Annotated in this window: 22 protein-coding genes; 16 read left to right on the plus strand and 6 right to left on the minus strand. The window is 59.6% G+C overall.

From position 1 onward, the window contains the following. Positions 1 to 153 precede the first annotated feature (153 nt). On the minus strand, positions 154 to 930 hold the full coding sequence (locus RAMLITH_RS23865) for an enoyl-CoA hydratase/isomerase family protein (protein WP_168109978.1): 777 nt from the start codon (positions 928 to 930) through the stop codon (positions 154 to 156). Between the two features lie 202 nt (positions 931 to 1,132). On the opposite strand from RAMLITH_RS23865, the gene RAMLITH_RS23870 reads away from it, so the two are divergent. Continuing rightward, a complete protein-coding gene (locus tag RAMLITH_RS23870) occupies positions 1,133 to 2,278 on the plus strand; it encodes an acyl-CoA dehydrogenase family protein (protein WP_168109979.1) in 1,146 nt (381 codons plus the stop codon). Between the two features lie 38 nt (positions 2,279 to 2,316). Further along, positions 2,317 to 3,849 carry a long-chain-fatty-acid--CoA ligase gene (locus RAMLITH_RS23875; RefSeq protein WP_168109980.1) on the plus strand — a complete coding sequence of 511 codons (1,533 nt, stop codon included), beginning with the start codon at positions 2,317 to 2,319 and terminating at the stop codon, positions 3,847 to 3,849. On the opposite strand, the gene RAMLITH_RS23880 is transcribed toward RAMLITH_RS23875, so the two are convergent. From RAMLITH_RS23880 to RAMLITH_RS23900, 5 genes are read right to left on the minus strand one after another with little or no spacing between them, the layout of a single operon-like run. Further along, on the minus strand, positions 3,816 to 4,571 hold the full coding sequence (locus tag RAMLITH_RS23880) for a TetR/AcrR family transcriptional regulator (protein ID WP_168109981.1): 756 nt from the start codon (positions 4,569 to 4,571) through the stop codon (positions 3,816 to 3,818). The genes RAMLITH_RS23875 and RAMLITH_RS23880 overlap by 34 nt on opposite strands. Positions 4,572 to 4,616: 45 nt before the next feature. Continuing rightward, entirely contained in the window at positions 4,617 to 5,573 is a 957-nt protein-coding gene (locus RAMLITH_RS23885; protein WP_168109982.1) for a branched-chain amino acid ABC transporter permease, read from the minus strand. Then, positions 5,570 to 6,460 carry a branched-chain amino acid ABC transporter permease gene (locus tag RAMLITH_RS23890; RefSeq protein ID WP_168109983.1) on the minus strand — a complete coding sequence of 297 codons (891 nt, stop codon included), beginning with the start codon at positions 6,458 to 6,460 and terminating at the stop codon, positions 5,570 to 5,572. Before RAMLITH_RS23890 ends, RAMLITH_RS23885 begins: the two co-directional genes overlap by 4 nt. A 3-nt stretch (positions 6,461 to 6,463) precedes the next feature. Next, positions 6,464 to 7,177: an ABC transporter ATP-binding protein gene (locus tag RAMLITH_RS23895; protein WP_168109984.1), complete on the minus strand. Its 714-nt coding sequence runs from the start codon at positions 7,175 to 7,177 to the stop codon at positions 6,464 to 6,466. Next, positions 7,174 to 7,974, minus strand: coding sequence for an ABC transporter ATP-binding protein (locus tag RAMLITH_RS23900; RefSeq protein ID WP_168109985.1), 801 nt, complete (start codon positions 7,972 to 7,974; stop codon positions 7,174 to 7,176). Before RAMLITH_RS23900 ends, RAMLITH_RS23895 begins: the two co-directional genes overlap by 4 nt. A 149-nt stretch (positions 7,975 to 8,123) precedes the next feature. On the opposite strand from RAMLITH_RS23900, the gene fabG reads away from it, so the two are divergent. From fabG to RAMLITH_RS23970, 14 genes are all read left to right on the plus strand, one after another. Continuing rightward, complete coding sequence (fabG, locus tag RAMLITH_RS23905) at positions 8,124 to 8,867, plus strand: 3-oxoacyl-ACP reductase FabG (protein WP_168109986.1); 744 nt, start codon at positions 8,124 to 8,126, stop codon at positions 8,865 to 8,867. Positions 8,868 to 8,871: 4 nt separating this feature from the next. After that, entirely contained in the window at positions 8,872 to 10,728 is a 1,857-nt protein-coding gene (locus RAMLITH_RS23910; RefSeq protein ID WP_168109987.1) for an acyl-CoA dehydrogenase family protein, read from the plus strand. A 51-nt stretch (positions 10,729 to 10,779) separates the two neighbouring features. Then, positions 10,780 to 12,132: a 3-hydroxyacyl-CoA dehydrogenase gene (locus tag RAMLITH_RS23915; protein WP_168109988.1), complete on the plus strand. Its 1,353-nt coding sequence runs from the start codon at positions 10,780 to 10,782 to the stop codon at positions 12,130 to 12,132. Between the two features lie 46 nt (positions 12,133 to 12,178). Continuing rightward, positions 12,179 to 13,363, plus strand: coding sequence for an acetyl-CoA C-acyltransferase (locus RAMLITH_RS23920; protein WP_168109989.1), 1,185 nt, complete (start codon positions 12,179 to 12,181; stop codon positions 13,361 to 13,363). 203 nt (positions 13,364 to 13,566) lie between these two features. After that, a complete protein-coding gene (locus RAMLITH_RS23925; protein WP_168109990.1) occupies positions 13,567 to 14,523 on the plus strand; it encodes a Bug family tripartite tricarboxylate transporter substrate binding protein in 957 nt (318 codons plus the stop codon). 65 nt (positions 14,524 to 14,588) lie between these two features. After that, positions 14,589 to 16,724, plus strand: a complete 2,136-nt coding sequence (locus RAMLITH_RS23930; protein ID WP_168109991.1) for an acetate--CoA ligase family protein — start codon at positions 14,589 to 14,591, stop codon at positions 16,722 to 16,724. A 7-nt stretch (positions 16,725 to 16,731) separates the two neighbouring features. Further along, positions 16,732 to 17,181 (plus strand): MaoC/PaaZ C-terminal domain-containing protein, encoded by a 450-nt coding sequence (locus tag RAMLITH_RS23935; protein ID WP_168109992.1) that lies wholly within the window; start codon positions 16,732 to 16,734, stop codon positions 17,179 to 17,181. Next, a complete protein-coding gene (locus tag RAMLITH_RS23940; RefSeq protein WP_168109993.1) occupies positions 17,174 to 17,998 on the plus strand; it encodes an enoyl-CoA hydratase/isomerase family protein in 825 nt (274 codons plus the stop codon). Before RAMLITH_RS23935 ends, RAMLITH_RS23940 begins: the two co-directional genes overlap by 8 nt. Positions 17,999 to 18,033: 35 nt before the next feature. Beyond that, positions 18,034 to 19,182 carry an acyl-CoA dehydrogenase family protein gene (locus RAMLITH_RS23945; RefSeq protein ID WP_168110102.1) on the plus strand — a complete coding sequence of 383 codons (1,149 nt, stop codon included), beginning with the start codon at positions 18,034 to 18,036 and terminating at the stop codon, positions 19,180 to 19,182. Then, a complete protein-coding gene (locus tag RAMLITH_RS26295; RefSeq protein WP_168109994.1) occupies positions 19,179 to 19,823 on the plus strand; it encodes a Bug family tripartite tricarboxylate transporter substrate binding protein in 645 nt (214 codons plus the stop codon). The genes RAMLITH_RS23945 and RAMLITH_RS26295 overlap by 4 nt, the downstream gene beginning before the upstream one ends. A 5-nt stretch (positions 19,824 to 19,828) precedes the next feature. Next, a complete protein-coding gene (locus RAMLITH_RS26300; RefSeq protein ID WP_168109995.1) occupies positions 19,829 to 20,227 on the plus strand; it encodes a Bug family tripartite tricarboxylate transporter substrate binding protein in 399 nt (132 codons plus the stop codon). A 56-nt stretch (positions 20,228 to 20,283) separates the two neighbouring features. Next, positions 20,284 to 21,438, plus strand: a complete 1,155-nt coding sequence (locus tag RAMLITH_RS23960; protein ID WP_238344375.1) for an acyl-CoA dehydrogenase family protein — start codon at positions 20,284 to 20,286, stop codon at positions 21,436 to 21,438. A gap of 37 nt (positions 21,439 to 21,475) precedes the next feature. Continuing rightward, positions 21,476 to 22,669 carry a thiolase family protein gene (locus RAMLITH_RS23965; protein WP_168109996.1) on the plus strand — a complete coding sequence of 398 codons (1,194 nt, stop codon included), beginning with the start codon at positions 21,476 to 21,478 and terminating at the stop codon, positions 22,667 to 22,669. Next, positions 22,666 to 23,103, plus strand: coding sequence for a Zn-ribbon domain-containing OB-fold protein (locus tag RAMLITH_RS23970; protein ID WP_168109997.1), 438 nt, complete (start codon positions 22,666 to 22,668; stop codon positions 23,101 to 23,103). The genes RAMLITH_RS23965 and RAMLITH_RS23970 overlap by 4 nt, the downstream gene beginning before the upstream one ends. The last annotated feature ends 6 nt before the right edge of the window (positions 23,104 to 23,109 follow it).

Below are 23,109 nucleotides of genomic sequence, written 5' to 3' on the forward strand. Positions count from 1 at the left end.
TGCCGCCGGCGGCGGCGCCGCCCCATCAAATCGACCCCGTAAGTGTTCATGTGTCCGCGTAAGTTAAGCGGACTCGAGGCTCCTACGCAGCGGCCGCGCGGTCAACATGTGTTCCCTGGTCGCTTACGGTGATGACAGGGAGACACACAGGCACTAGCGGCCTTTGAATTCTGGTGCGCGCTTGGCGAGGAAGGCAGAAACACCCTCGCGAACATCTTCGGTTCGGAACAGCTCGCCGAACAGCGCGGCCTCGAGTTTCAGACCGTCGGTGAGCGATTGGGTGAGGCCGAGATCCACTGCTCGCTTAATCTGAGCTACAGCCAACGGCGCATTAGCGGCGATCTCATCGACCAGCGCTAATGCCGTATTCAGAGCATGCCCAGAGGGCACGACCTCGTCCACGAGGCCCAGCGACAGTGCCTGCGCGGCACCGAGGTGACGTCCGGTGAACAGCAAACGTTTGGCCTGGCCCACAGGGATTAGACGCGGCAATTGCTGCGTGCCGCCAGCGCCCGGCATCAGGCCTAAACGGACTTCCGGCTGACCGAAGTTGGCTTGCTCCTCCGCGATGCGGATGTCGCAAGCCATCGCCAGTTCACAGCCGCCGCCCAGCGCATGGCCATTGATCGCGGCAATTACCGGACGATCTAGCGTCTGGAATGCCGCCTGCATGCGCTGGATGCCCAGTGCATACGCTTCCGCCGTGCGCGCATCGAGCGAAGGAAAGAAGCCGATGTCACCACCCGCGATGAAGAAGCGACCACGCCCGACAATCACAACCCCGCGCACCGCCGGTTGCGCCGCAATCTGGCTCAAGGCCAGGAGAACTTCCTCGGCTACGCTCGGATGCAGCGCATTCACCGGAGGGTTGTCCAGCGTGATGATTGCCGCCGATCCTCGCGTTTCCAGGTGAATTTTGGCGAACGACATGCGCACCTCAGGTTGAATGATTCTGGTTCTTGGGCCGTTGAAACAAACGGTCGTACGTATTATTATTGGAGCCGAGAGTCGGTGTCAATAGGAGGTAACGGCTTGACGGCATTTGGCTCATGAGGTCCGACACTTCTCCTCTTGACGCGCATCACGATGCCGATAACAATACAAACAGCCGTTTGTTTGCAGGAACGGAATTATGCACATCGAACTGGACGAAGACACCGAACGCCTGCGCGAGGCGGTGCGACGCTTCGCGAACGAACGCGTGGCCCCGATCGCGGCGGAAGTCGACGCCGAGAACCGCTTTCCGCGCGAGTTGTGGCCTGCTTTTGGCGAACTCGGCCTGCTGGGCATCACTGTTGCTGAGGTGGACGGCGGCACCGGCCTGGGCTATCTGCAGCATGTGGTAGCCCTGGAGGAGATCACGCGAGCCTCGGCCTCCATCGGCATGTCCTACGGAGCCCACTCAAATCTGGTCCTGAACCAATTGCGCAAGAACGCGAACTCGGAACTCAAGCGCCGCTACCTGCCCAAATTGCTATCGGGCGAGCATGTGGCTTCGCTGGCCATGAGCGAGCCTGGCGCTGGCTCCGATGTTGTGGGCATGAGGCTGCGCGCCGAGCGCAAAGGCGACCGCTACATCCTGAACGGCACCAAGCTGTGGATCACAAATGGCATCGCCGCAGACGTGTATCTGGTCTATGCGAAGACGGCGCCCGAGGCCGGCAAGAACGGTATCTCGGCCATGGTAGTGCAGCGCGACTTCCCCGGTTTTTGCGTGGGCCAAAAACTGGACACGTTCGGCATGCGCGGCTCGGGCACGGCCGAGCTGACGTTCGAGGACTGCGAGGTGCCGGTTGAAAATCTGGTCGGTGGCGAGAACGCCGGTGTGCAGGTGATGATGAGTGGCCTGGACTTCGAGCGTATCGTCGTCTCGGCGAGCCCCCTGGGCATCATGCAGGCCGCCCTAGACCTGTCCTTGCCCTATCTGAACGAGCGCCGCCAATTCGGCCAGCCAATCGGTAACTTCCAGCTGATGCAAGGCAAGCTGGCCGACATATATGCCGCCCTCGGCGCCTGCCGTGCCCAAGTCTATGCCGTGGCGGCTGCGGCCGACCGCGGCAGGGTTACACGCAAGGACGCAGCGGCGCTGATCCTATTCGTGGCGGAGCGCGCCACTGAGGCGGCGCTGCAGGCCATGCAATGCCTGGGCGGCAACGGCTATAGCAACGAATACCCGGCCGCGCGCTTGGTGCGCGATGCGAAGCTCTACGAGATCGGTGCAGGCACCTCGGAAATTCGCCGCATGCTGGTAGGTCGTGAACTACTGGCCGGACGTTGATCGGCCGGCCTTACTATGTATGAACACATGACACCGCCGTGAAGAACCTGGCCGACGTTGTGCTGGCCAACCCAGCAGCGCGCCCCGAAGCGATCGCGCTCACGGACTCCGACGGCCAACGAACGTACGCGCAACTCGCGCAGCGCATTCACGCCGTGGCGCGTTTCCTCGGCACACCAGGCAGCCAGCCCGGCGACCGGGTAGCGCTGCTGCTCCCCAATGGCTGCGCCTTCGTGGAGACGCAACTGGGCTGCGCCCTGGCCGGACACCTATGCGTGCCACTGAACCTGCGCCAGCTGCCGGAGGAACAGCAACGCATCCTGAGGGACGCCCAGGCCACGGTGCTGTTCGTGCATGCGCGCTATGTCGACCGCATTGCGGGCTTTCGCGACGCGCTGCCGGGGCTGCACACCGTGGTGATGGTCGGCCAAGGTCAGGAGCCCGGCACCATCGCCTATGACACGCTTTTCACAGCTCCGCACAACGATGTCCGCCTGCCGGCGGTCGACCGCGACAGTGGTGCCGTCATGCTCTATACGAGCGGCACCACGTCCGCACCCAAGGGCGCCGTGCTTACTCACGCCAATTATCTGGCTAACCTGCGCCAATACCTGGCTGCCGTCGGATTGCCCGAAGGGGGCGTGAACCTTCAGCTCAGCCCGATGTTCCACGCCGCCGGCATCTTCTGCCTGGTGCACCTACTGCGCGGCGCCCGTACGGTCTTCCTCGAAAAGGTGGAGCCTGCGGCCATCCTCGACGCCATTGAGAGGGAGCGTGTGACCTTCATGTTCACCGTGCCCACGGTGCTGTATCAGTTGCTGGACCAGCCGGACCTGCCCTTGCGCGACATCACCTCACTGCAGCGCGTGCAGTACGGCGCGGCTCCAATCACCGGCAGCCGACTGCACCAAGCGATGCGCGTGTTCGGCCAGAGGCTGCAGCACTCCTATGGCATGACCGAGGGCACCTCGCACGTCTCCATCCTGCTGGGCGCCGGCCACGAGACTCACGCCGGCTCGGTGGGACAGACGCTGCCGGGCGTTGAGCTGCGCGTTGTCGACGACGAAGGTCGGGAGGTCGCCACCGACGAAATCGGCGAACTCATCGTGAGCGGCCCGAACGTGTTCTCCGGCTACTGGCGCCAGCCTGTTGTGACCCTTGAAACGCTGCGCGACGGGTGGCTGCATACGGGTGACCTGGGCCGCCGCGACGCGCAGGGCTTCATCTACGTGATCGACCGTAAGAAGGACATGATCATCAGCGGTGGCGCGAACATCTACCCGTCGGACATCGAGGATGCGCTGATGCGGCATCCGGCCGTGGCCGAGTGCGCCGTCTTCGGCGTACCCGACGAGCTTTGGGGAGAGGCCGTGGCCGCTGCCGTGGTGCTTCGCGCGGGGCACGCGCCCGACGAAGCCGCACTGATCGCGTATCTGCGCGGCCATCTCGGCGGATACAAGGTGCCTAAGAAGCTGTGGATCATGAACGCGCTGCCGAAAAATGCCACCGGCAAAATCCTCAAGCGCGAACTGCGTGTTCAGTGCGACTCTGGAGACAGGCAGGCAACGTGAGACGGGGGTCTGGCGGGTGATGCATGCAAAGACGCCCTGGGATCAGACGGCCCAGCGGCCGAAGTGGCTGGGCTGATCGTCGCGGGTGTGAGGCAGACCCGCTCCGGCTGGCCTGCCCGCGGCGCCTGGTGTTCGACGTCGATCATCCTAAACACCAAGTCCACATAAATTTCGGAGATCTGACCCTGCGTGAGACGCCCGCCCGCCTTGTACCAGGCGTGGGTCCCTGTCAGCATGTCCAAAACCGCGAAGGTAGTGACGGACACATCTGCGACCACAAACTTGTTTTCGGCCACCCCTTGTTCCAGAATGCTCTTAACAAAGTTTTCGTAGCGCTTTCTCAGTTCGGTGTACTTCTTGTAGTCGTGCTTGGAGAGGCTTCGCATTTCCTTGGAGCCGATAAAGGTCTCGACTCTGCGTGCCGTGTGCCATTCGATATGGAATTCAATGAACTTGCGCAGGCGCTCACGCGCCTCTTGCACCGGCGCCACGCTCTTTTCCAAGTCCGCGAGAATGTTCTCCATGATGCCGCACAGGATCATGGAGAGGAACTGGCTCTTGCTGTCGAAATAGTTGTAGAGCGAGCCCGGAGTCAACCCCGCGTCAGCCGCCAACTGCCGCAGGTTCATCGCCTCGAACCCGTGCTTGAACAACAGCATGATGCCCTTTGAATGGATCGTGCGCCACGTTGCCTTAGCATCTGCGTTGAACGGACGTCCCATGCCTTTCTTCCTTGTTGTCGAACTGAACGCCATATTGTGCCCCCCTCAGCGCTTGGCCGTTCCACTCAGCATGCTCTGTCGCGACAACCAGTCACCCACTTCCCCAACGATGCCGCGCCGGAACGCCAGCACACAAACCGCGAAGATGCCGCCCATGCTGACCGTGATCAGCGAACCAAGCTTGTCGGCGAACTGCGTTTGCAGCGTGACCACCACTGCGGAACCGACCACCGGTCCCAGCACGGTTCCCATCCCGCCCAGAAGGCTCATCAGCACTACGTCGCCGGAGGTGTGCCAGTGCACGTCTGACAGTGACGCCAGATTGAATGCCACTGCCTTGGTGGCCCCCGCCAGACCCGCGAGTGCGGCCGAGAGCACAAAGACCAGCAGCTTGTAGCGCCCCACGTCGTAGCCCAGGGACACAGCCCTCGATTCGTTCTCTCGGATCGCGCGCAGCACCTGACCGAACGGGGACTGGATGGTGCGGTGGATCAGCCAGAAGCTCAGTGCGAAGACGACGACGACGAAGTAGTAAATGCTCCGTTCGCCGCCCAGGCCGATGCCCAACACGTCGCCGCGCGGTATACCGTGCAGCCCGTTCTCGCCGCCCGTGAAGGGAGACTGCAAGAAGAAGAAGTACACCAGTTGCGCCATAGCCAGCGTGATCATCGAAAAATAGATGCCCTGCCGCCGTATGGCGAGAAAGCCGATCACGAGACCGAGCAGCGCAGCTGCGGCCGTGCCGAATGCGATCCCGAGCAGCGTCGGCCAAGCCCAGACCTTGAGGGCGTGCGCCGTGAGATAGACGGCTGTGCCGAAAAACGCCGCGTGACCGAAAGACAGCAAGCCAGTGTAGCCTAGCAGCAGATTGAACGCACAGGCGAACATCGCAAAGCACAGGATCTTCATCACCAGCACGGGGTACAGGAACGCCGGCGCCACCAGGAGGAAGATCAGACCGGCCGCATAGAGCACGATCGTGGGATTGCTCAGGCGTTTCATTTCGACTCCTTCCCGAACAGGCCTGCCGGCCGGACGACGAGCACGATTGCCATGATGAGAAAGATGATGGTCGAACTGGCCTCGGGGTAGACCACCTTGGTGAGCCCTTCGACCACACCGATCCCCAGGCCCGTCACCACGGAACCCAGGATCGAGCCCATGCCCCCGATCACGACAACCGCGAACACGACGATGATCAGATTCGAGCCCATTAGCGGGCTGACCTGCATGGCCGGAGCCGAGAGCACACCGGCCAATCCGGCCAGGGCGACGCCAAGGCCATAGGTCAGCGTCACCAGCACCGGCACGTTGATGCCCAAGGCCTGGGTCAGCGGCGGGTTCTCGGTCGACGCGCGCAGGTAGGCGCCGAGCCGCGTCTTCTCAATTACGAGCCACGTCGACAGGCAGACCGCCAGCGATGCCACGATGACCCAGGCGCGGTACTTGGGAAGCATCATGAACCCGAGATTGAAGGCGCCGCGCATCGCTTCGGGAATCCCGTAAGGCTGTCCACCCAGGCCATAGATGTGGCTGAACAGGCCTTCGATCATTAGTGCCAGGCCGAAGGTCAGCAGCAGCCCATACACATGATCCAGTTTCTGCAGGCGACGCAGAAGCGCGCGTTCGAGCACCACGCCGAAGATGCCCACGGAGATCGGCGCCAGCACGAGCGCCCATCCGTAGCTCAAACCCAGATACTCGAGACACATCCAAGCGAGCATGGCCCCGATCATGTATTGCGCGCCATGCGCGAAGTTGATGATGTTGAGCATGCCGAAGATCACCGCCAGCCCGAGGCTGAGCATTGCGTAGAACGAGCCGTTGACCAGACCCAACATCAGCTGCCCTAGGAGGGCCGCCAGCGGAATATCCGAAGGATTAGGCATGAATCAGACTCCCAAGTACTCCTGAAGCAGTGATCGGCGCTGCGACAGCTGATGCTGAGCCAGCTGCGTGACGACCTGCCCGTTCTCAATGATGAACATGCGATCTGACAGCGGCGCCGCAAAACGGAGGTTCTGCTCGACCAGCACGATCGTGTACTCCATGCCTTTGAGCCGCTTTATCACCTCGGCCAGACGCTGCACAATCACCGGCGCCAAACCCTCGGAGATTTCGTCGAGCAGCAACAGCTGCGCACCCGAACGCAGGATGCGCGCCATGGCCAGCATCTGCTGCTCGCCGCCCGACAGGCGCGTGCCCTGACTGAATCGGCGTTCGGCCAAGTTGGGAAACATCTCGTAGATCTCGTCCAACGACAGGCCCGCGCTGCCCACGCGCGGCGGCAGCAGAAGGTTCTCCTCGCAATTCAGGCTGGCGTAGATGCCGCGCTCCTCGGGGCAGTAGCCTACGCCCAGGCGCGCGATGCGGTGCGGCGGCATGCCGATGGTCTCGCGCCCATTGACCATGACCGACCCTGTGCGACGACCGGTCAGTCCCATGATCGCGCGCAAGGTAGTGCTGCGACCGGCCCCGTTGCGCCCCAGCAGGCTCACGCATTCGCCCGGGCGCACGTCGAAGTCGATCCCGTGCAGGACGTGGGATTCCCCGTAGAAGGCGTGGAGCCCTGCCACGCGCAGGTATTCGGTGGAGGCGACACTCATGCAGCAGCTCCCACAGGCGTGGCGGGGGTCGCTGCCGTGGCCGGCGCAGCCTCGGTGCCGAGGTAAGCCTCGATGACCGCGGAGTTCGCGGCCACCGCGGCATAGGCTCCCTCGGCCAGCACCGATCCCCGCGCCAGCACTGTGATGGTGTTGCAGATGCCGGAGACGACCTTCATGTTGTGCTCCACCATCAAAACCGTGCGCTGAGCCGCCGCGCGCTTGATCAGTGCCATCACTCGGTCTACGTCCTCGTGGCCCATGCCTTGGGTCGGCTCGTCCAGCAACATCAACTCAGGCTCCAGGGCCAGCGTGGTCGCGATCTCGAGGGCGCGCTTACGGCCGTACGGCATCTCGGCAGCCACGACATGCGCGTGCGAGGCCAGCCCCACGTCTTCGAGCAGCTGCATGGCGCGCCCATCCAGACGTGATAGCAGGCGGCCCGACTTCCAGAAGTGGTAGCTGATGCCTTGGCCGCGCAGCAATGCCACGCGCAGGTTTTCCAGCACCGTCAGGTGTGGGAACACCGCGCTGATCTGGAACGAACGCACCATGCCCATGCGCGCAATACGCTGCGGCTGCTCGGCCGTGATGTCGCGTCCGTTGAGGCGGATGGTGCCTTGGCTGGGTTCGAGGAACTTCGTCAGCAGGTTGAAGCAGGTGGTCTTTCCGGCGCCATTCGGGCCAATCAGTCCGTGGATCTCGCCACGGCGCACGCGCAGGTTCACGTCGCGCACAGCAACAAAGCCGCGGAACTCCTTTGTTAAGCCTTCCGTTTCGAGGATGTAAGAGCCATTCATAGTGGGATCGCAACGAGATTGACGAGTGTCTACGCTTCTAATAATATACGTACGTTTGTTTGTTAACAATAGCTGGTCTGCGATGGATGAATAGGGACTAACCCCTGCAGTACCTCGCATTTCTCTGACGCTCGACAGGAAAGGAATTCATGAAAAGGTTTGAAAACCGCACTGCAATCGTCACCGGCGCAGCCAATGGCATTGGCTTGGCCACTGCGCAGCGCTTGCTGCACGAAGGCGCGCGCGTTCTGATGTGCGACATCGACGAAGCGCGTGTGCGTGCGACCGTGCAGGAATTAGGGTTCGAGCCTGAAAGATGCGTAGCCCTGTGCGTAGATGTCACGCAGAGCCAACAGGTGGACGCCTGCGTGGCGGAGGCGCTGGGGCGCTGGGGTCGGGTGGACATCCTCGTCAACAACGCTGGGATCACGCGGGACGCGCAACTGTTGCGCATGAGTGAGGCGCAGTGGGAAGACGTGATCGGTGTCAACCTCAGGGGCGTGTTTCTTTTCGGGAAGGCCGTAGCGCCGTCGATGGTGGAGAACAAGAGGGGTGTGATCCTGAACGCTTCCAGCGTGGTTGGCCTATACGGCAATTTCGGTCAGTCGAACTATGCGGCCACCAAGTTCGGAGTCATTGGGCTGACGAAGACCTGGGCTCGCGAATTCGGGCCCAAAGGCGTGCGCGTCAACGCCGTGTGCCCCGGCTTCATCGCCACGGACATCCTGCGTACGATCCCCGACAAGGTATTGGAAAAGCTGGAAGACTCATCCTGGCAACGCCGCCTGGGCAAGCCAGAGGAAGTCGCCGCTGTTTACGCCTTCCTCGCCAGCGACGATGCCAGCTTTGTCAATGGCACCTGCCTCGAAGTCAGCGGCGGCATCTCTCTGTGACGCCATGCAAGCACTGCTCGATCTGCTGCTGTACGACTGGCTCAACGCAGAGGCACTCTGCCAAAGGCCCCGCCACAAGGACCACTCACGCGAGACCTTTGATGCGGCTTTGGATGCCGCCGAGCGCCTGGCCCGCGAAGTCTTCGCGCCGCTGAACCGCACGCTGGACCTTGAAGAGCCCAGGCTCATCGATGGCAAGGTGGTACAGCCTCAGGGCGTGCGCCATGCATTGGAAGCGTATGCCCAGTTGGGCCTGCTTTCAGCCGGGCACGACCAGAACGCCGGGGGCCTGCAAATGCCGTACCTGATCGACTTGGCCGCAAATGCGTACTTCTCTCGCGCAAGCATCAGTCTGAGCGCATACGCAATGCTGACCTACGCCAACGCGAACTTGGTGATGGCCCACGGCACCCGGGCGCAGAAGCAGGCCTTCGCGCATCCGATGACCACGGGGCGATGCTTCGGCACCATGTGCTTGAGCGAGCCGCAGGCGGGCTCCAGTCTCGGCGACATCGCCACCCGCGCCACGCCCGATGGCGCCGGCCACGCGCAAGACCCCCTCGGCCCGCGTTACCGCCTCCGCGGCAGCAAGATGTGGATTTCCGGCGGCGAGCACGAGCTGGGCGAGAACATCTTGCACTTGGTGTTGGCGCGGAGTGAAGACGAGCGAGGCGCCGTGCGCCCCGGCGTGAAGGGGTTGTCGCTGTTCGCTGTGCCGCGCTGGCTGGTCGATGCCAACGGCGAGCGCACGGGCGAGCGCAATGACGTGAAACTCATCGGACTAAACCACAAGCTCGGCTATCGAGGCACCGTCAACACCCTTCTGGCCTTCGGGGCCGGCGAGTTCCCGGTGCGTGCGCCCGGCGGCCTGAACAACCGGGGCGCGGGCGCTATCGGCTACCGCATCGGCGAACACGGCCAAGGCCTGGCGCTGATGTTCCATATGATGAACGAGGCGCGGCTCAACGTGGGCATGGGCGCGGCCATGCTGGGCATGGCGGGCTACGAAGCCTCATTGCGCTACGCGCGCGATCGCACGCAGGGACGCGCGACTGGCCCAGGTGGAAAGCGCAGCGAAGGCCCCCAGGTACCACTCGTGGCCCACACGGACGTGCGGCGCATGTTGCTGGCGCAGCGTGCGTACGCCGTCGGCGGCTTGGCGCTGTGTCTGTATGGCGCCCGACTGGTGGACGAAAAGCACACCGGTGAATCCGATTCCGCTGCCGAAGCCGCCACTTTGCTTGAACTGCTGACGCCTGTGGCCAAGAGCTGGCCCAGTCAATGGTGCCTCGAAGCCAACTCGCTGGCGATCCAGATCCACGGCGGCTACGGCTACACCCGCGACTTCCCTGTCGAACAGTTCTGGCGCGACAACCGCCTGAACATGATCCATGAGGGCACCCACGGCATCCAGGCGCTTGATTTGCTGGGACGAAAGATTCTTGGCGACGGCGGCGTTGCGCTGCAACGCTGGGCGGCATGCGTGGAAGCAACAATTGACCGGGCGCACGCTACGGCAGAGCTGGCGGAAGCGGCCGACGCGCTAGCGGACCGGCTCGCGATGCTGCGGGTCACGGTGCGACGCCTGCAGGAGGAGCAAGACACCGCGCGCGTGCTCGCCAATGCTGGCCCGTTCCTCGAAGCCTTCGGCCACCTCGTGCTCGGTTGGATCTGGCTGGACCTGAGCCTGTGCGCGGGCGCCCGGCCAGTCAAAGGTGTCGAGGACGAACAGCTTCGCCGGGGCTTACGCCAGACAGCGCGCTACTTCTTCTACCACGAGTTGCCCAAGGTGGATGCCTGGCTGGCGCCCGTAAGCGCGCTGGACAACACCTGTGCCGAGATGCAGGACGCTTGGTTTTGACCTCCGCGCTTCCAGATCCTTTAGCTTCTTCCGGTTCACGACACGGATACCATGATCCCAACCTCCACTATTCCCCGCGCCAGCGAGAACACCGATGCGCTGACGAGCGCCGCCAAGCAATACCTCACTGCGGCCGAGCGCCTTTCCGCACGGCGCGACCCCAACTCCGAGCCAGAGCGCATCGTGGCGGCCGTCGGAATCGTCGGTGCCGGAACCATGGGTTCGGGCATCGCACTGTGCTTCGCATTGGGCGGCTATGGCGTCACGATGATGGACGCCAACGCAGATGCGCTCAAACGTGGTCAGGATAACCTGGCGCGTACCGCGCAGAGCCTCGTCAAGCGCGGGCGTCTGGACGAGGCAAAAGCAGCCGCCGTCCTCGCCCGCATCACTGGTTCCACCGCGCTCGACGACCTCGCCACCTGCGATCTGGTCATCGAAGCCGCCTTCGAAGACCTCGCAATCAAGCAGCACTTGGCCGGGCGCCTGGGCCAGTTGTGTAAGCCTGGCGCGATTATCGCCACCAACACATCGACGCTGGACGTCAACGTGCTGGCCCAGGCCAGCGGCCGCCCTGCGGACTTCCTCGGCATGCACTTTTTCAGCCCCGCGCACGCGATGCGGCTGCTGGAAGTGGTGCGCGGTTCCGCCACGGCGCCGGCTGTACTGAACACTGTCATGGGCATTGCCGAACGCATCGGGAAGGTGGCCGTGGTCTCGGGCGTGTGCTACGGCTTCATCGGCAACCGCATGTTGGAAGGCTATCTGCGCGAAACCGAGGCGATGTTGCTGGAAGGCGCCACGCCCGAGGCCATCGACAATGCCATCGAATCCGTGGGTCTCGCGATGGGCCCGTGTCGCATGATCGACCTGGCCGGTGTCGATGTTGCCGCCAAAGTCGTGCTGGCGCGCCAGAAGTCCGGCCAGGGATGCAAGGATCCTGCCTACCGCGGCGTAGTCCGCGAACTATTCGCGCTTGGCCACAATGGCCAGAAGTCCGGCCGGGGCTACTATCGTTACGAAGGCCGCACGCCAGTGGCCGACCCCGATCTCGTGGCCCTGTGCGAGCGACTTGCCGCCGAGAACGGGTTGAAGCGTCGCAGCGCCATCCCGGTACAGGAAATCATCGAACGCGCCCTGCTGCCATTGGTCAACGAAGGTGCGTGCATTGCCGAAGAAGGCATTGCCGCGCGCGTCGGCGACGTGGACCTCGTCTGGGTTCATGGCTATGGCTTCCCTGCCGCACTGGGTGGGCCGATGTACTGGGGCGAGCGCATCGGTGCCAAGCAAGTCGTCGCGCGTTTGGAGCACTGGGCCACAACGCTGGGCAATCCCTATGGCCATTGGGACGTGAGCCCCTGGTTGCGCGACCGCGCTAACCAAGGCACCGCGCTGATCGCCTGAGCCCATCCATTTCTGACACAACCATCCACCGTGAAAGGCACAAGTCATGATTGAAGCCGTCATCGTTTCCACCGCACGCACCCCGATCGGCAAGGCATTCCGGGGCGCACTCAACAACATCAAGTCGCCCACGCTGATGGCCCATGCGATCCGTCATGCAGTGCAGCGCGCCGGCATCGAGGGCGACCGCATCGAGGATGCCGTCATCGGGACCGTGTTGACAGCGGGCACCGCCGGCTCCAATGTAGCCCGCCTGTCGGTGCTGGCCGCCGGCCTGCCCCTGAGCGTGCCCGCGCAGACCATGGACCGCCAGTGCGCATCGGGCCTGATGGCTATCGCCACCGCGGCCAAGCAGATCATGGTTGATGGCATGGAGGTGGTGCTGGCAGGGGGCCAGGAGAACATCTCGGCCGTGCAGAACCGCTATTTTGGTTGGGTGGCCGAGGAACAGGACCCGAACGTAATCGCACACGCCGAGCACGCCTACATGCCCATGCTGCAGACGGCCGAGAATGTTGCCCGAAAATACGGCATCTCGCGCGAGGCGCAGGATGCCTATGCCTTGTCGTCGCAGCTGCGCACCGCGGCCGCGCAGTCAGCAGGGCGGCTGGACGCTGAGATCGTCCCCATCCGCACTAGGATGGCTGTGACGGACAAGCAGACCGGCGCGGTCATCTACCGAGACGTGGTACTGGCGCGCGACGAAGGCAACCGACCCGACACCACCGCCGAATCGCTGGCCGGACTCAAGCCGGTGATCGACGGCGGCGTGATCACCGCCGGTAACGCCAGCCAGCTCTCCGACGGTGCCAGTGCCTGCGTGCTGATGAACGCCAAAGTCGCCGAACGCCTTAACCTCGCGCCACTCGGCATTTACCGCGGCACGGCGGTGGCCGGCAACGCTCCCGAGGAAATGGGCATCGGCCCGGTGCTGGCCATTCCCAAGCTGCTCAAGCAGCATGGCCTGAGCGTGCAAGACATTGGGCTGTGGGAACTGAACGAAGCCTTCGCCGTGCAGGCGCTGTACTGCCGCGACAAGCTGGGCATCGAGCCCGATCGTTACAACGTGAATGGTGGCGGCATCTCTATCGGGCATCCCTACGGTATGACAGGCGCCCGTCTGGTAGGCCATGCTCTGATCGAAGGCAAGCGCCGCGGCGCAAAGCGCGTGGTAGTCACTATGTGCGTTGGCGGTGGCATGGGCGCCGCAGCGCTGTTCGAGGTCGCCTGAGAGCGCTGAGATGAGATGCCCGGATCGAGCGTCGTGGGACTGACTGCGGGCACCCAGTGCGGCGGCGAAGTTCATGTGCTGGTGCCCGGCCAGAGCACGGGACCAAGATCCCCGGCAGTCACTCTTGCATCCTTACCCGTGCACGGATAATATACGTACGGCCGTTTGTTTGCCGCCCCTTTCTTTCCTTATATGGAGTGTGTATGTCACGGTTCTTCCTTGCACTGATTGGGCTCTTTCTTGTGACTGCATCTGCCGCACAAGTGCAGTTTCCTACCAAGCCAATCCGCATCATTTCGGTAGGCGCGGGCGGCACCTCTGATCTCTGGGCGCGCGTTATCGGGAAAAAGCTGAGTGAGAATCTGGGCCAGCCTGTTTTCGTTGAAAACCGCCCCGGGGCGGGCGGAGGTATCGCGGCCCAAGCAACGGCCGCGGCGGCGTCTGACGGGTACACGATCATGCTGGGCTCGAGCGGCACCCACGGTATTAATGCCAGCTTGTACAAGAAGCTCCCGTACGATCCGGTTAAAGATTTTTCGCCCATCACGTTCGTTGGAAATCTAGAGTATGTATTAGTGGCGACCAACACGTTGCCCGCCAAGGATTTGAGTGAATTGGTTGCCCTGTCCAAGTCGAAAGCAGGAGGACTCACCCTAGGCTACTCTCACAGCACTGCCAACTTACTCAGCGAGATGTTTAAGCTCGCTGCGGGAATCAACGTCACTTCGGTGGGATATAAGGTCGGCAGTACGGAGTTTGCCGACCTCATGACTGGCCGGATCGACATCATGTTCTCAACCATGACGAGCGCCCTGCCGTTTGTACGGGACGGGCGAATCAAGGCGCTAGCGGTGCCGGCGGCCAAAAGGTCCTCGGCCTTGCCGAACGTGCCGACCATCTCAGAATCAGGCTATCCCGGGTTTGCTGGTGGTGCTTGGGTGGGCTTTTTTGCGCCAGCGGGAGTGTCAAAGGAAATAGTTACAAAGCTCAATAATGAAATTGTTCGGGCTCTGCGATCGCCTGACGTGCAGCAGACTTTGCGCAATAGTGGTTTGGAAGTTGAGACCAGCACACCGGAGGAATTTGGCGAAATAGTAAAAGCCGAAGTCAAGAAGTGGGCCACGCTATTCAGGGACGCCAAGCTTCCTACCGCGGACTGAAAACTTCGAGACCAGCGACTATGGCCCGTTTGCCAACCCGACGAGAAATCCATCCAACAGAGAACATGCGCCGACTGATTGAGCCTCGATCGATCGCCGTCGTCGGCGCATCGCCACGTCAAGGCTCCTTCGGGGAAAGGACATTGGCTAACCTATACGCATTCCAGGGCGTTGTCTACCCTGTCAACCCCGGCTACGAACAGATTTGTGACCGGCGTTGCTATCCGAACTTGCGTGCCCTTCCCGAAGTGCCCGATTGCGTGATCATCGCTACGCCCAAGGAGGCGGTAGAGCAAACGGTTGCTGAATGCGCGGCGCTAGGTGTGGGCGGTGTCATAGTTTATGCGTCCGGTTTTGCCGAACTCGGCTCCTCCGAGGCGCTCGACGCGCAAGCGAGAATTATCGCGATTGCCCGGGCTGGCGGTGTTCGCCTGGCCGGACCGAATTGCAGCGGCTTGCTGAACATGCATTCCGGCGCGACCATGCATTTCCTGGATGGTTATGCGGGTAAACCGTTGCGGCCTGGCCCGGTTGCAGTGGTCTCTCAGGGCGGCGGCATTGGCTATGGGCTGCTACAGGCGATGGACAGAGGCATTCCTTTCGGGTACTTTCTGGCTTGTGGCAATGCTAGTGACGTAGACGTATGTGATTACATTGATTTCCTGATTGGCGATGACCGCACCCGCGTTATCGTCGCTTTTATGGAAGGTCTGTCCGACGGGAAGCGACTTTTGAAAGTGGGTCAAAGGGCGTTGACGGCCGATAAGACCATCATTGTTTGCAAGACCGGGCGTTCCGCAGCGGGAGCGCAAATCGCGCGGTCTCACACAGGGACAATGGTGGGTTCGGCCGAGGCCTATGAAGCGGCATTCCGAAAAGTCGGCATCATTTCGCGAAATTACCTGGACGATGTACTTGAAACTGCGACCTTCTTCGCGAAGGTCGGGCGACCGCGAAGCAGCGGTGTCGGAGTAGTCACCACGTCTGGCAGTTTGGCCGTCATGGCGGCCGATCTCGGCGGAGATCTGGGGCTACCCCTGCCGCACCCTGCATCCGGGACACGAGAGCGTCTCGCCAAGGTGCTTCCTTCATTTGCGACTATCAGCAACCCACTCGACACGACTGCGTCGGTGTTGCGCGACTTGGGCCTTTTCAAAGAATGCGTTGCAGCCATGGCGGCAGATTCTGCTTTCTGCGCCTTGACTATACCCATTCCATATGCCCAGCCGCAAGCAGCGCTGGACCGTGCGAAGTTCATTTGCGAGCTGGCAGCCGACCTGGATGTGCCCATCTGCATCGCATGGACAAGCGAGATCCTGGACGGCGAAGCCACTCGCATCTACGAACAAGATCCGAAAGTCGCCTTCTTCAGATCGATGCGGCGCTGTTTCGAGGCCGTCCGCGATTGGCAATGGCGCGAAGGCGTGCGGCAACGATCACGGCAGCATGAATTCGATCCGAAGTTTGCCGAAGCACGGTCTCAGGTCGAGGCATTGCTGGGCACGGCGAGGTCGGAACTGCGCAGCCTAACAGAGCGCGAATGCAAGCGTCTTCTTGCTGCTTACGACATCCCGGTGACGCGCGAGCGTCTCTGTGCCGATACCGAGGCGGCCGTCGCGGCCGCACGCGACATCGGCTATCCGGTAGCTTTGAAGATTGAATCACCTGACATCGAGCACAAGACGGATGCAGGGGTTGTGCGACTGGGTCTGGTAGAAGAGGCTGCCCTACGGCAGGCGTGTCAGGAGGTGCTGCAAACGGCGCAATTCATTCAGCCCCCTCCACGGATCAATGGACTGCTGGTACAGGAGATGTCTCCCAGCGGATTGGAAATTGTCGTGGGCGCGCGCTACGACAAGCAGTTTGGGTCAGTAATGGTCATCGGCCTGGGAGGTATCTGGGTAGAGTTACTTAACGATGTGAGCGTAGTACTGCCCCCAGTTTCGACCGAAGACGCGGTCACGCTGCTACGCAACCTGCGTGGGCGCCGTCTATTGGATGGCTTTCGCGGTTCGCCTTCAATCGACGTCAGTGCTCTTGGAAGCTTAATTAGTCGAATTTCTAAATTCATCGTCGATCTTGGCGACAATTTTTCAGAGATGGATATAAACCCGATCGTCGTAACTGGATTCAACGCCATGGTCGTTGATGCGTTAATCGTTCCATCGGGGTTGGAAGCAACCTCAAAGACCAAGGGGTAGTTGGAGTATGGGACGTTACTACGAAGAGTTCGAAGTCGGACAAACGTTTGTTACTAAAACGCGGACTATATCGGATGCCGACATAAGTTCCTTCGCCGAACTGTCCGGCGATCACAACAAACTACACGTCGACGAAAATTACGCCAAAACCACACCTTTCAAAACGCGCATAGCGCATGGTCCGCTTGGCTTCGCTATCGCAACGGGCCTGAGCTATAGCACCGGGCTATTCGATGGAACGACGCTGGCGCTGCTGGGCGTGGAATGGAGCTTTACCGCCGCGATCTTCCCCGGAGATACTCTTCACGTCGAAATGAAGGTGAAATCAAAGCGTGAGGCAAGCCGCCCGGATCGAGGACTCGTTGTAAGAGATTTCAACCTCGTCAATCAGGACGGCGTGGTAGTTCAGAAAGGAGTGATCACCGTCATGGTGAAGCGGAAATCTTTCAATGAATGAACTGCATCATCAGCGACCGCTGACCAATCAAGCTGATGAACCGGCGTTGATGGTCGAAAAAAAGCAATGCGTTGCATACATCACATTGAACCGAGAGAATTCTCTAAATGCGATAAACAATGAAATTCGCGATACATTCCCAAAAGTTCTGGCTCAATTGGATCGAGCGCGGGACGTAAGGGCGATCGTGATCACGGGTTCTGGTTCCCGGGCCTTTTGCGTTGGGGCAGATATAAAGGAGTTACGCGCGACGGGGTCCATTACTGATTTGCGAAAGAGCTTTCGGCACAATGGCTGGATCGAAGCGTTAGACGATTTTTCCAAGCCGACAATAGCAGCTATCAACGGGTATTGCCTAGGCGGTGGCCTGGAGTTGGCTCTCGCCTGTGATATACGCATCGCCTCTTCGAATTCGATTTTCGGACTTCCTGAGGTCAATCTTGGGCTCATTCCTGCAGCAGGAGGAACGCAACGCCTTCCACGATTGATTGGTCTTGGCCGAGCACTTGACCTTCTCATCACCGGGGAAAAAATCCAGGCCCAGGTCGCGTACAACCTCGGTCTTATCTCGCGACTGATCGAAGAAGGATCAAGTCTTGCTGCCGAGTCAGAAAGACTCGCCAACAGCATCGCGGACAAGCCTGCCGCTGCGGTCGCATACGTAAAGGAGGCCGCCCGTGAAAGCGCGAACCTGGATTTAAAAGCCGGGCTCCGATTGGAAAAAGACTTACTGGCCATCTTGTTCAACACCAAGGATCGCTTAGAAGCAGCTGATGCATTTATATCGAAGCGACCAGCACGATTTCACGCCGAGTAAAACATTCGTTACATACTCAATTTCATATGCAATTGTTGAATAGCTCTGAAGACCACAATCTATTCCGAAGTGCAATTCAAAAATTCGTGAATACTGAAGTGATTCCATTCGTCGAAGAATGGGAGCGCTGCGAAAAATTTCCCCAGCGCGAGCTCTTCAAGAAGGCCGGGACCGCTGGTATCTTGGGGATTATGAGGGACCCTACGGTTGGCGGGTTGGGTCTTGATTATTCATTTAATTCAATCTACATAGAGGAATTTGGACGATGCCGCAGTAGCAGCGTCGCCACAGCTGTCGGTGTTCAAACCGACATGTGCACCCCTGCGCTGGCCAAATATGGAAGTTCCGAACTGCAGAAGGAGTTCCTAGTCCCGAGCATAACAGGCGAACTCATCGGATGTATTGGGGTCAGTGAGTCTGGCGCTGGATCGGACGTGGCAAGCATAAAAACCACGTGCACAAGAAAAGGCGGTGACTACGTAATTAACGGTGGAAAGATGTGGATAACCAATGGCGACATAGCTGATTGGGGCTGTATCTTGGTCAACACCCAGCGCGAACGCTCTCCTCACTACAACAAGTCGCTAATTGTGGTTCCATTAACCATCAAAGGCGTCACTCGTTCAAAGCCTTTAAGCAAGCATGGCTTACGAGCATCGGGCACTGCTCAGATTTTTTTTGACGAGGTACACGTTCCACAAAGATTTTGCATCGGCGAAGAGAACCGGGGATTCATTTATCAAATGGAGCAATTCCAGGAAGAGCGACTATTTTCTGCAATTCGCACCACTTCCCAACTCGAAAGAGCGATTGAAATTACGGTCGAATACACAAAGCAGCGGCAAGCATTCGGCCGCAGTATTTTAAGCAACCAGTGGGTTCATTTTGTCTTGTCGGAACTCGCAACTGAGGTGGCTCTGCTACGCGCGCTTTGTGAGAAAATTGTCGCCGCCTACAATGCCGGAGATGACATCTTGTTGCTGGCCTCAATGGCAAAACTAAAAGCGGGGAAACTGGCACGAACGGTACCCGACCAATGTCTGCAATTTTTCGGGGGCCAGGGGTTCATGCATGAGGCAGAAATTTCCAGACTTACCCGCGACCTGCGTTTGGTAGCGATCGGAGGTGGTGCCACAGAAGTTATGCTGAGCATTATATCGAAGCAATTGAAGATGCGCACATGAAATACGCAGTCTTACGCTGCGTCATCCGTTTCAAGTCAATTCTTGGCCGCTTGTCAAATTGGAGACATATCATGGTTTTTCATAAAATGCTGCGCTTTAACCTTTGCATTGTTGCATTACTCGCTGTACTTAACCACTATGCGCTCGCGAGTACGTTTCCAGATCGACCTGTGACGCTTGTTGTGCCATTTGCGGCCGGCGGGGGCACCGATGTCATGGCGCGACTTATGGCAAACCAGTTGACGGCAAGCCTAGGGACACCGGTCATTGTGGTAAACAAACCTGGTGCCGGAGGTGAAATAGCGGTCAACTACGTCCGCGCAAGTGCTCCCGACGGCCACACACTACTGGTAACTAGTTCAAATTTCGTGGTGGCGCCATTCGTGACGAAAAACGTCACCCGCGACACCATGAATGATTTTTCTCACATCGTCAAGTTGGTCGAATCACCGTGGGTCTTGGTAGTCAATGGCAAATCATCGATTAAAACAATTGATCAGTTAGTTGCCATTGCCAAGGAGCGGCCCAAGGATTTGAATTGGGGAATAGTTGGTGCAGATGACTTCGAGTTTGCCTATTTTCTTACCATGGCGGACATTAAAATTCAGGGAATCCGGTACGGCGGGTCATCTCCGTTATAGCCGCATTGGTTAATAACGAAGTACAAGGAATTTTTAATTCAGTTCGAACTATTCAGCCATTCCTGGAAAAAGGTCAATTACGGCCTCTGGCTATTAGTAGCGCGAAGCGCTTCTCACTAGCGCCAACAATACCGACGATCGCAGAGAGCGGTATTCCCGGGTACGATGGCGGGACTATCTGGTTTGGCGTTACCGGACCAGCAGGAGTGCCAGCTAGCATCGTTAACAAGCTCAACTCTGAATTCAATATGGCTTTACGATTGTCGGAGATCAGACAAAAAATCGAACAGAATTTAGGGTACGAGGTCGTCGGCGGCTCCCCTCAGGATTTCATCGTCCAGCTGCAGAATGAAATTCGGAAAATGAGGCAACTCGCAAAACGAGCCGGTATCGTGCCGCAATGACTGCGCTGTGGCCGGACAAGTAACCGGTCGCGTCGTTAACTAGGGGAAATAGCCAAATGGAACACGGAATGCCCGAGTGGGGGCTCACGGAAGATCAGCGGCGAATTCGCGAGAGCGTGCTCGATCTGCTAGAAAAGGTGCTGCCACGCGCGCAGATAATGAAGCTGGACGAGGCTGAGCAATTCCCTGCTGAAGCATACAGAGCGCTCGTGGATGCCGGATGGATGGGCTTACCGTTCCCTGAAGAGTTTGGCGGAATGGGCTTGGGATTCAAGGATCTCACAATCCTGATCGAAACGCTGGCCTATTACTGGAACGGCATCAGCTCTTCCTACCTGACAACCGTCGTCCTGGGCGGTGGGCACATCAGACTTTATGGTAATGAGGCCCAGAAAGCTCGCTTCATCCCCAAAATAATCAACGGCGATATCAAGCTCGCTTTTGCGATGACCGAGCCGCAGGCGGGTTCTGACGCCGCCGCGATCCAGACTCGCGCCGTACGCCAGGGGGACCATTGGGTGATCAATGGTGCCAAGATATACACAACCGGCGCTCACGTGGCAGATTACATTGTCGTTGCGACCAAGACGGATCCGGCTGCAAGGCACCGTGGGATGACAATGTTCATTGTCGACACGAAGTCTCCAGGGCTGACAATCAAGCCGCTCAAGGGTCTCGGACGGCGAGCTTTGCACACCAACCAGCTTTTCTTCGATGACGTCCATGTTCCCGAAGAGAACATGTTGGGGGGGCTCAACGAGGGATGGAAGAACCTGATGCGTGGGCTGAATCTCGAACGAACCATCGTAGCTGCCTCTCACGTGGGCAATTGCCAGCGAGTTCTCGACTACGCCAAGAACCATGCATTGAATCGAGTTCAGTTCAATCAGCCTATAACGAAGTTTCAAGCGATTGCCCACAAGTTCGCGGACATGCAGATGCTCACCGAATCCGCACGCTCGATTACATACAAGGTGGCCGACATGATGGACCAGGGCTTGGCCCCGGTCATGGAGACAGCCATGGCGAAGGTCATAGCTACCGAGAACAACGTTCGGATAGTGGACATGGGCATGCAGGTGATGGGAGGTGCCAGCTACATGATGGAATTTGAAATGCAGATGCACTACCGCGACTGCCGGATCGGACCGATTGGCGCGGGAAGTAATGAGATTCAGCGGAATGTAATTGCCGGGCAGATGGGTCTTTGACGAGCTACAACTGGCAGCGTCGGAATTGGAGTAGTGAATGACAAAAAGCGTGGCTATCATCGGGGCGAGAGGGATGCCGGTGGGCAAGATTCAGTCGCCGCCGGATGCCCCATTTCAAATCGTAGAGCACGAAATTCTTGCGCAACTGGTAGCCAGTGCAGTCGGTGAGTCGGGGGTCGGCAAGGAGATGATCGACGCGCTCGTGTTCTCCGAGCCCCATGTCTATACCCGGCAGAAGTACTTCTCTACCTTCATGACGTCTTATCTTGGCCTGAGCTGCCATGGGGCCGTGATGGAGGTTCTTGGAAATGGGATGACGGGCGGTCTCGCTATTGACCGGGCGGCGGACGAGATCAGACTTGGTCGTGCTCGGGTCGCGTTGGCGCTTGGCGTCAACATGGAAACGGCAACGCCTGCCACCGTGCATATGAACATCACGCTGCGGGCAACCGGCGACGTTGATTTCCACAGCCCGGCCGGTTTTACGCCGATTTCCTGGTACGCAATGGATGCCACGCGGTACATGCACGAATATGGCGCCACGCGGGCCGAGTTTGCGGCCGTGGCGGTCAAGAATCGACGCCATGCAGCAATGAACCCCTTGGCGCAGTTCCGTGGCCCGTTGAACATCGAGGACGTATTGGCTTCGCGCCCGATCGTGGATCCCCTCACGCTATTGGACGTGCCACCGCGCTCGGATGGTGCCGTGTGCATCGTGTTGGCTTGCGAGGAAGTAGCCAGAGAGCTAGGGCGACCTTATGTCCGGATGCGCGCCCGTGGCTCGTACCATGAAGGGGTGCACCAGGTCAGCGACCGTCCTAACGACATGATCGCATTCAATGCTGCAGCGACCGCAAGTCAAAGTGCCTATGCCGACGGCAAGATTTCCGCCGCAGACGTGAACGTCAGCGAGATCTATGCCCCATGCACTATCGTCGAAATTCTGGTGACAGAGGCTTTGGGACTGGCACCGCGTGGTGGCGGCGCTCGTGCGGCGGTGGCCGGAGAAACGGCCCTGGGTGGCCGTATTCCCGTCAATACATCCGGGGGCTGTCAATCCAGAGGGCATCCCGCGCGCCTGACCCCTCTCTATAACGCACTTGAATTGTTCGAGCAGTTGACGGACCGTGCTGGCGATCGGCAAGTTAAAAACGCCGAACTTGGACTGATGACTTGTGAACTCGGCAATTACAACGCAGCCCTTGTGCATATCTTGGAGCGTATGTCATGAATCTCATGTCCGTGATCACCATGCCCGGCGCCCGGGCCTATCCGCCGCGTATGACCTGTTTCAATGCGTCATTCTGGCAATCGCTGGAAGAAGGCAAGTTCACGACGACCTGCTGCAATACGTGCGGCGAGGCGACTTTTCCGCCAAAACCCATCTGCCCTCGCTGCTGGGCGCTGAACCCGTCCTGGAGAAGAATATCGCCGCTAGGCGTCATCTACTCTTATACGGTCGTACATGCCCCCCCATCCGTCTTCGCGGCAGAGGCTCCTTACGCCGTCGGCATTGTCGACCTTGACGAAGGTCTGCGTGTCGCACTTCGCCTAATAGGCGCCCCTGAACGCTTGGCAGTTGGTGCGCGCGGCGCCGTTGTTACTCTGAAATATGATGATGGTCCATATTTTGCTTTTTTGACTGATGGAAGTAAGCCCCGCTAATAGCGA

Origin of the sequence: Ramlibacter lithotrophicus (assembly GCF_012184415.1) — a bacterium.
Classification (GTDB): Bacteria; Pseudomonadota; Gammaproteobacteria; order Burkholderiales; family Burkholderiaceae_C; genus Ramlibacter; species Ramlibacter lithotrophicus.

Coding starts and splice junctions, on each gene's coding strand:
- RAMLITH_RS23865 (WP_168109978.1), bottom strand. CDS start 930: ATGTCGTTCGCCAAAATTCACCTGGAAACGCGAGGATCGGCGGCAATC.
- RAMLITH_RS23870 (WP_168109979.1), top strand. CDS start 1,133: ATGCACATCGAACTGGACGAAGACACCGAACGCCTGCGCGAGGCGGTG.
- RAMLITH_RS23880 (WP_168109981.1), bottom strand. CDS start 4,571: ATGGGACGTCCGTTCAACGCAGATGCTAAGGCAACGTGGCGCACGATC.
- RAMLITH_RS23885 (WP_168109982.1), bottom strand. CDS start 5,573: ATGAAACGCCTGAGCAATCCCACGATCGTGCTCTATGCGGCCGGTCTG.
- RAMLITH_RS23890 (WP_168109983.1), bottom strand. CDS start 6,460: ATGCCTAATCCTTCGGATATTCCGCTGGCGGCCCTCCTAGGGCAGCTG.
- RAMLITH_RS23895 (WP_168109984.1), bottom strand. CDS start 7,177: ATGAGTGTCGCCTCCACCGAATACCTGCGCGTGGCAGGGCTCCACGCC.
- RAMLITH_RS23900 (WP_168109985.1), bottom strand. CDS start 7,974: ATGAATGGCTCTTACATCCTCGAAACGGAAGGCTTAACAAAGGAGTTC.
- fabG (WP_168109986.1), top strand. CDS start 8,124: ATGAAAAGGTTTGAAAACCGCACTGCAATCGTCACCGGCGCAGCCAAT.
- RAMLITH_RS23910 (WP_168109987.1), top strand. CDS start 8,872: ATGCAAGCACTGCTCGATCTGCTGCTGTACGACTGGCTCAACGCAGAG.
- RAMLITH_RS23915 (WP_168109988.1), top strand. CDS start 10,780: ATGATCCCAACCTCCACTATTCCCCGCGCCAGCGAGAACACCGATGCG.
- RAMLITH_RS23920 (WP_168109989.1), top strand. CDS start 12,179: ATGATTGAAGCCGTCATCGTTTCCACCGCACGCACCCCGATCGGCAAG.
- RAMLITH_RS23925 (WP_168109990.1), top strand. CDS start 13,567: ATGTCACGGTTCTTCCTTGCACTGATTGGGCTCTTTCTTGTGACTGCA.
- RAMLITH_RS23930 (WP_168109991.1), top strand. CDS start 14,589: ATGCGCCGACTGATTGAGCCTCGATCGATCGCCGTCGTCGGCGCATCG.
- RAMLITH_RS23935 (WP_168109992.1), top strand. CDS start 16,732: ATGGGACGTTACTACGAAGAGTTCGAAGTCGGACAAACGTTTGTTACT.
- RAMLITH_RS23940 (WP_168109993.1), top strand. CDS start 17,174: ATGAATGAACTGCATCATCAGCGACCGCTGACCAATCAAGCTGATGAA.
- RAMLITH_RS26295 (WP_168109994.1), top strand. CDS start 19,179: ATGAAATACGCAGTCTTACGCTGCGTCATCCGTTTCAAGTCAATTCTT.
- RAMLITH_RS23960 (WP_238344375.1), top strand. CDS start 20,284: ATGGAACACGGAATGCCCGAGTGGGGGCTCACGGAAGATCAGCGGCGA.
- RAMLITH_RS23965 (WP_168109996.1), top strand. CDS start 21,476: ATGACAAAAAGCGTGGCTATCATCGGGGCGAGAGGGATGCCGGTGGGC.
- RAMLITH_RS23970 (WP_168109997.1), top strand. CDS start 22,666: ATGAATCTCATGTCCGTGATCACCATGCCCGGCGCCCGGGCCTATCCG.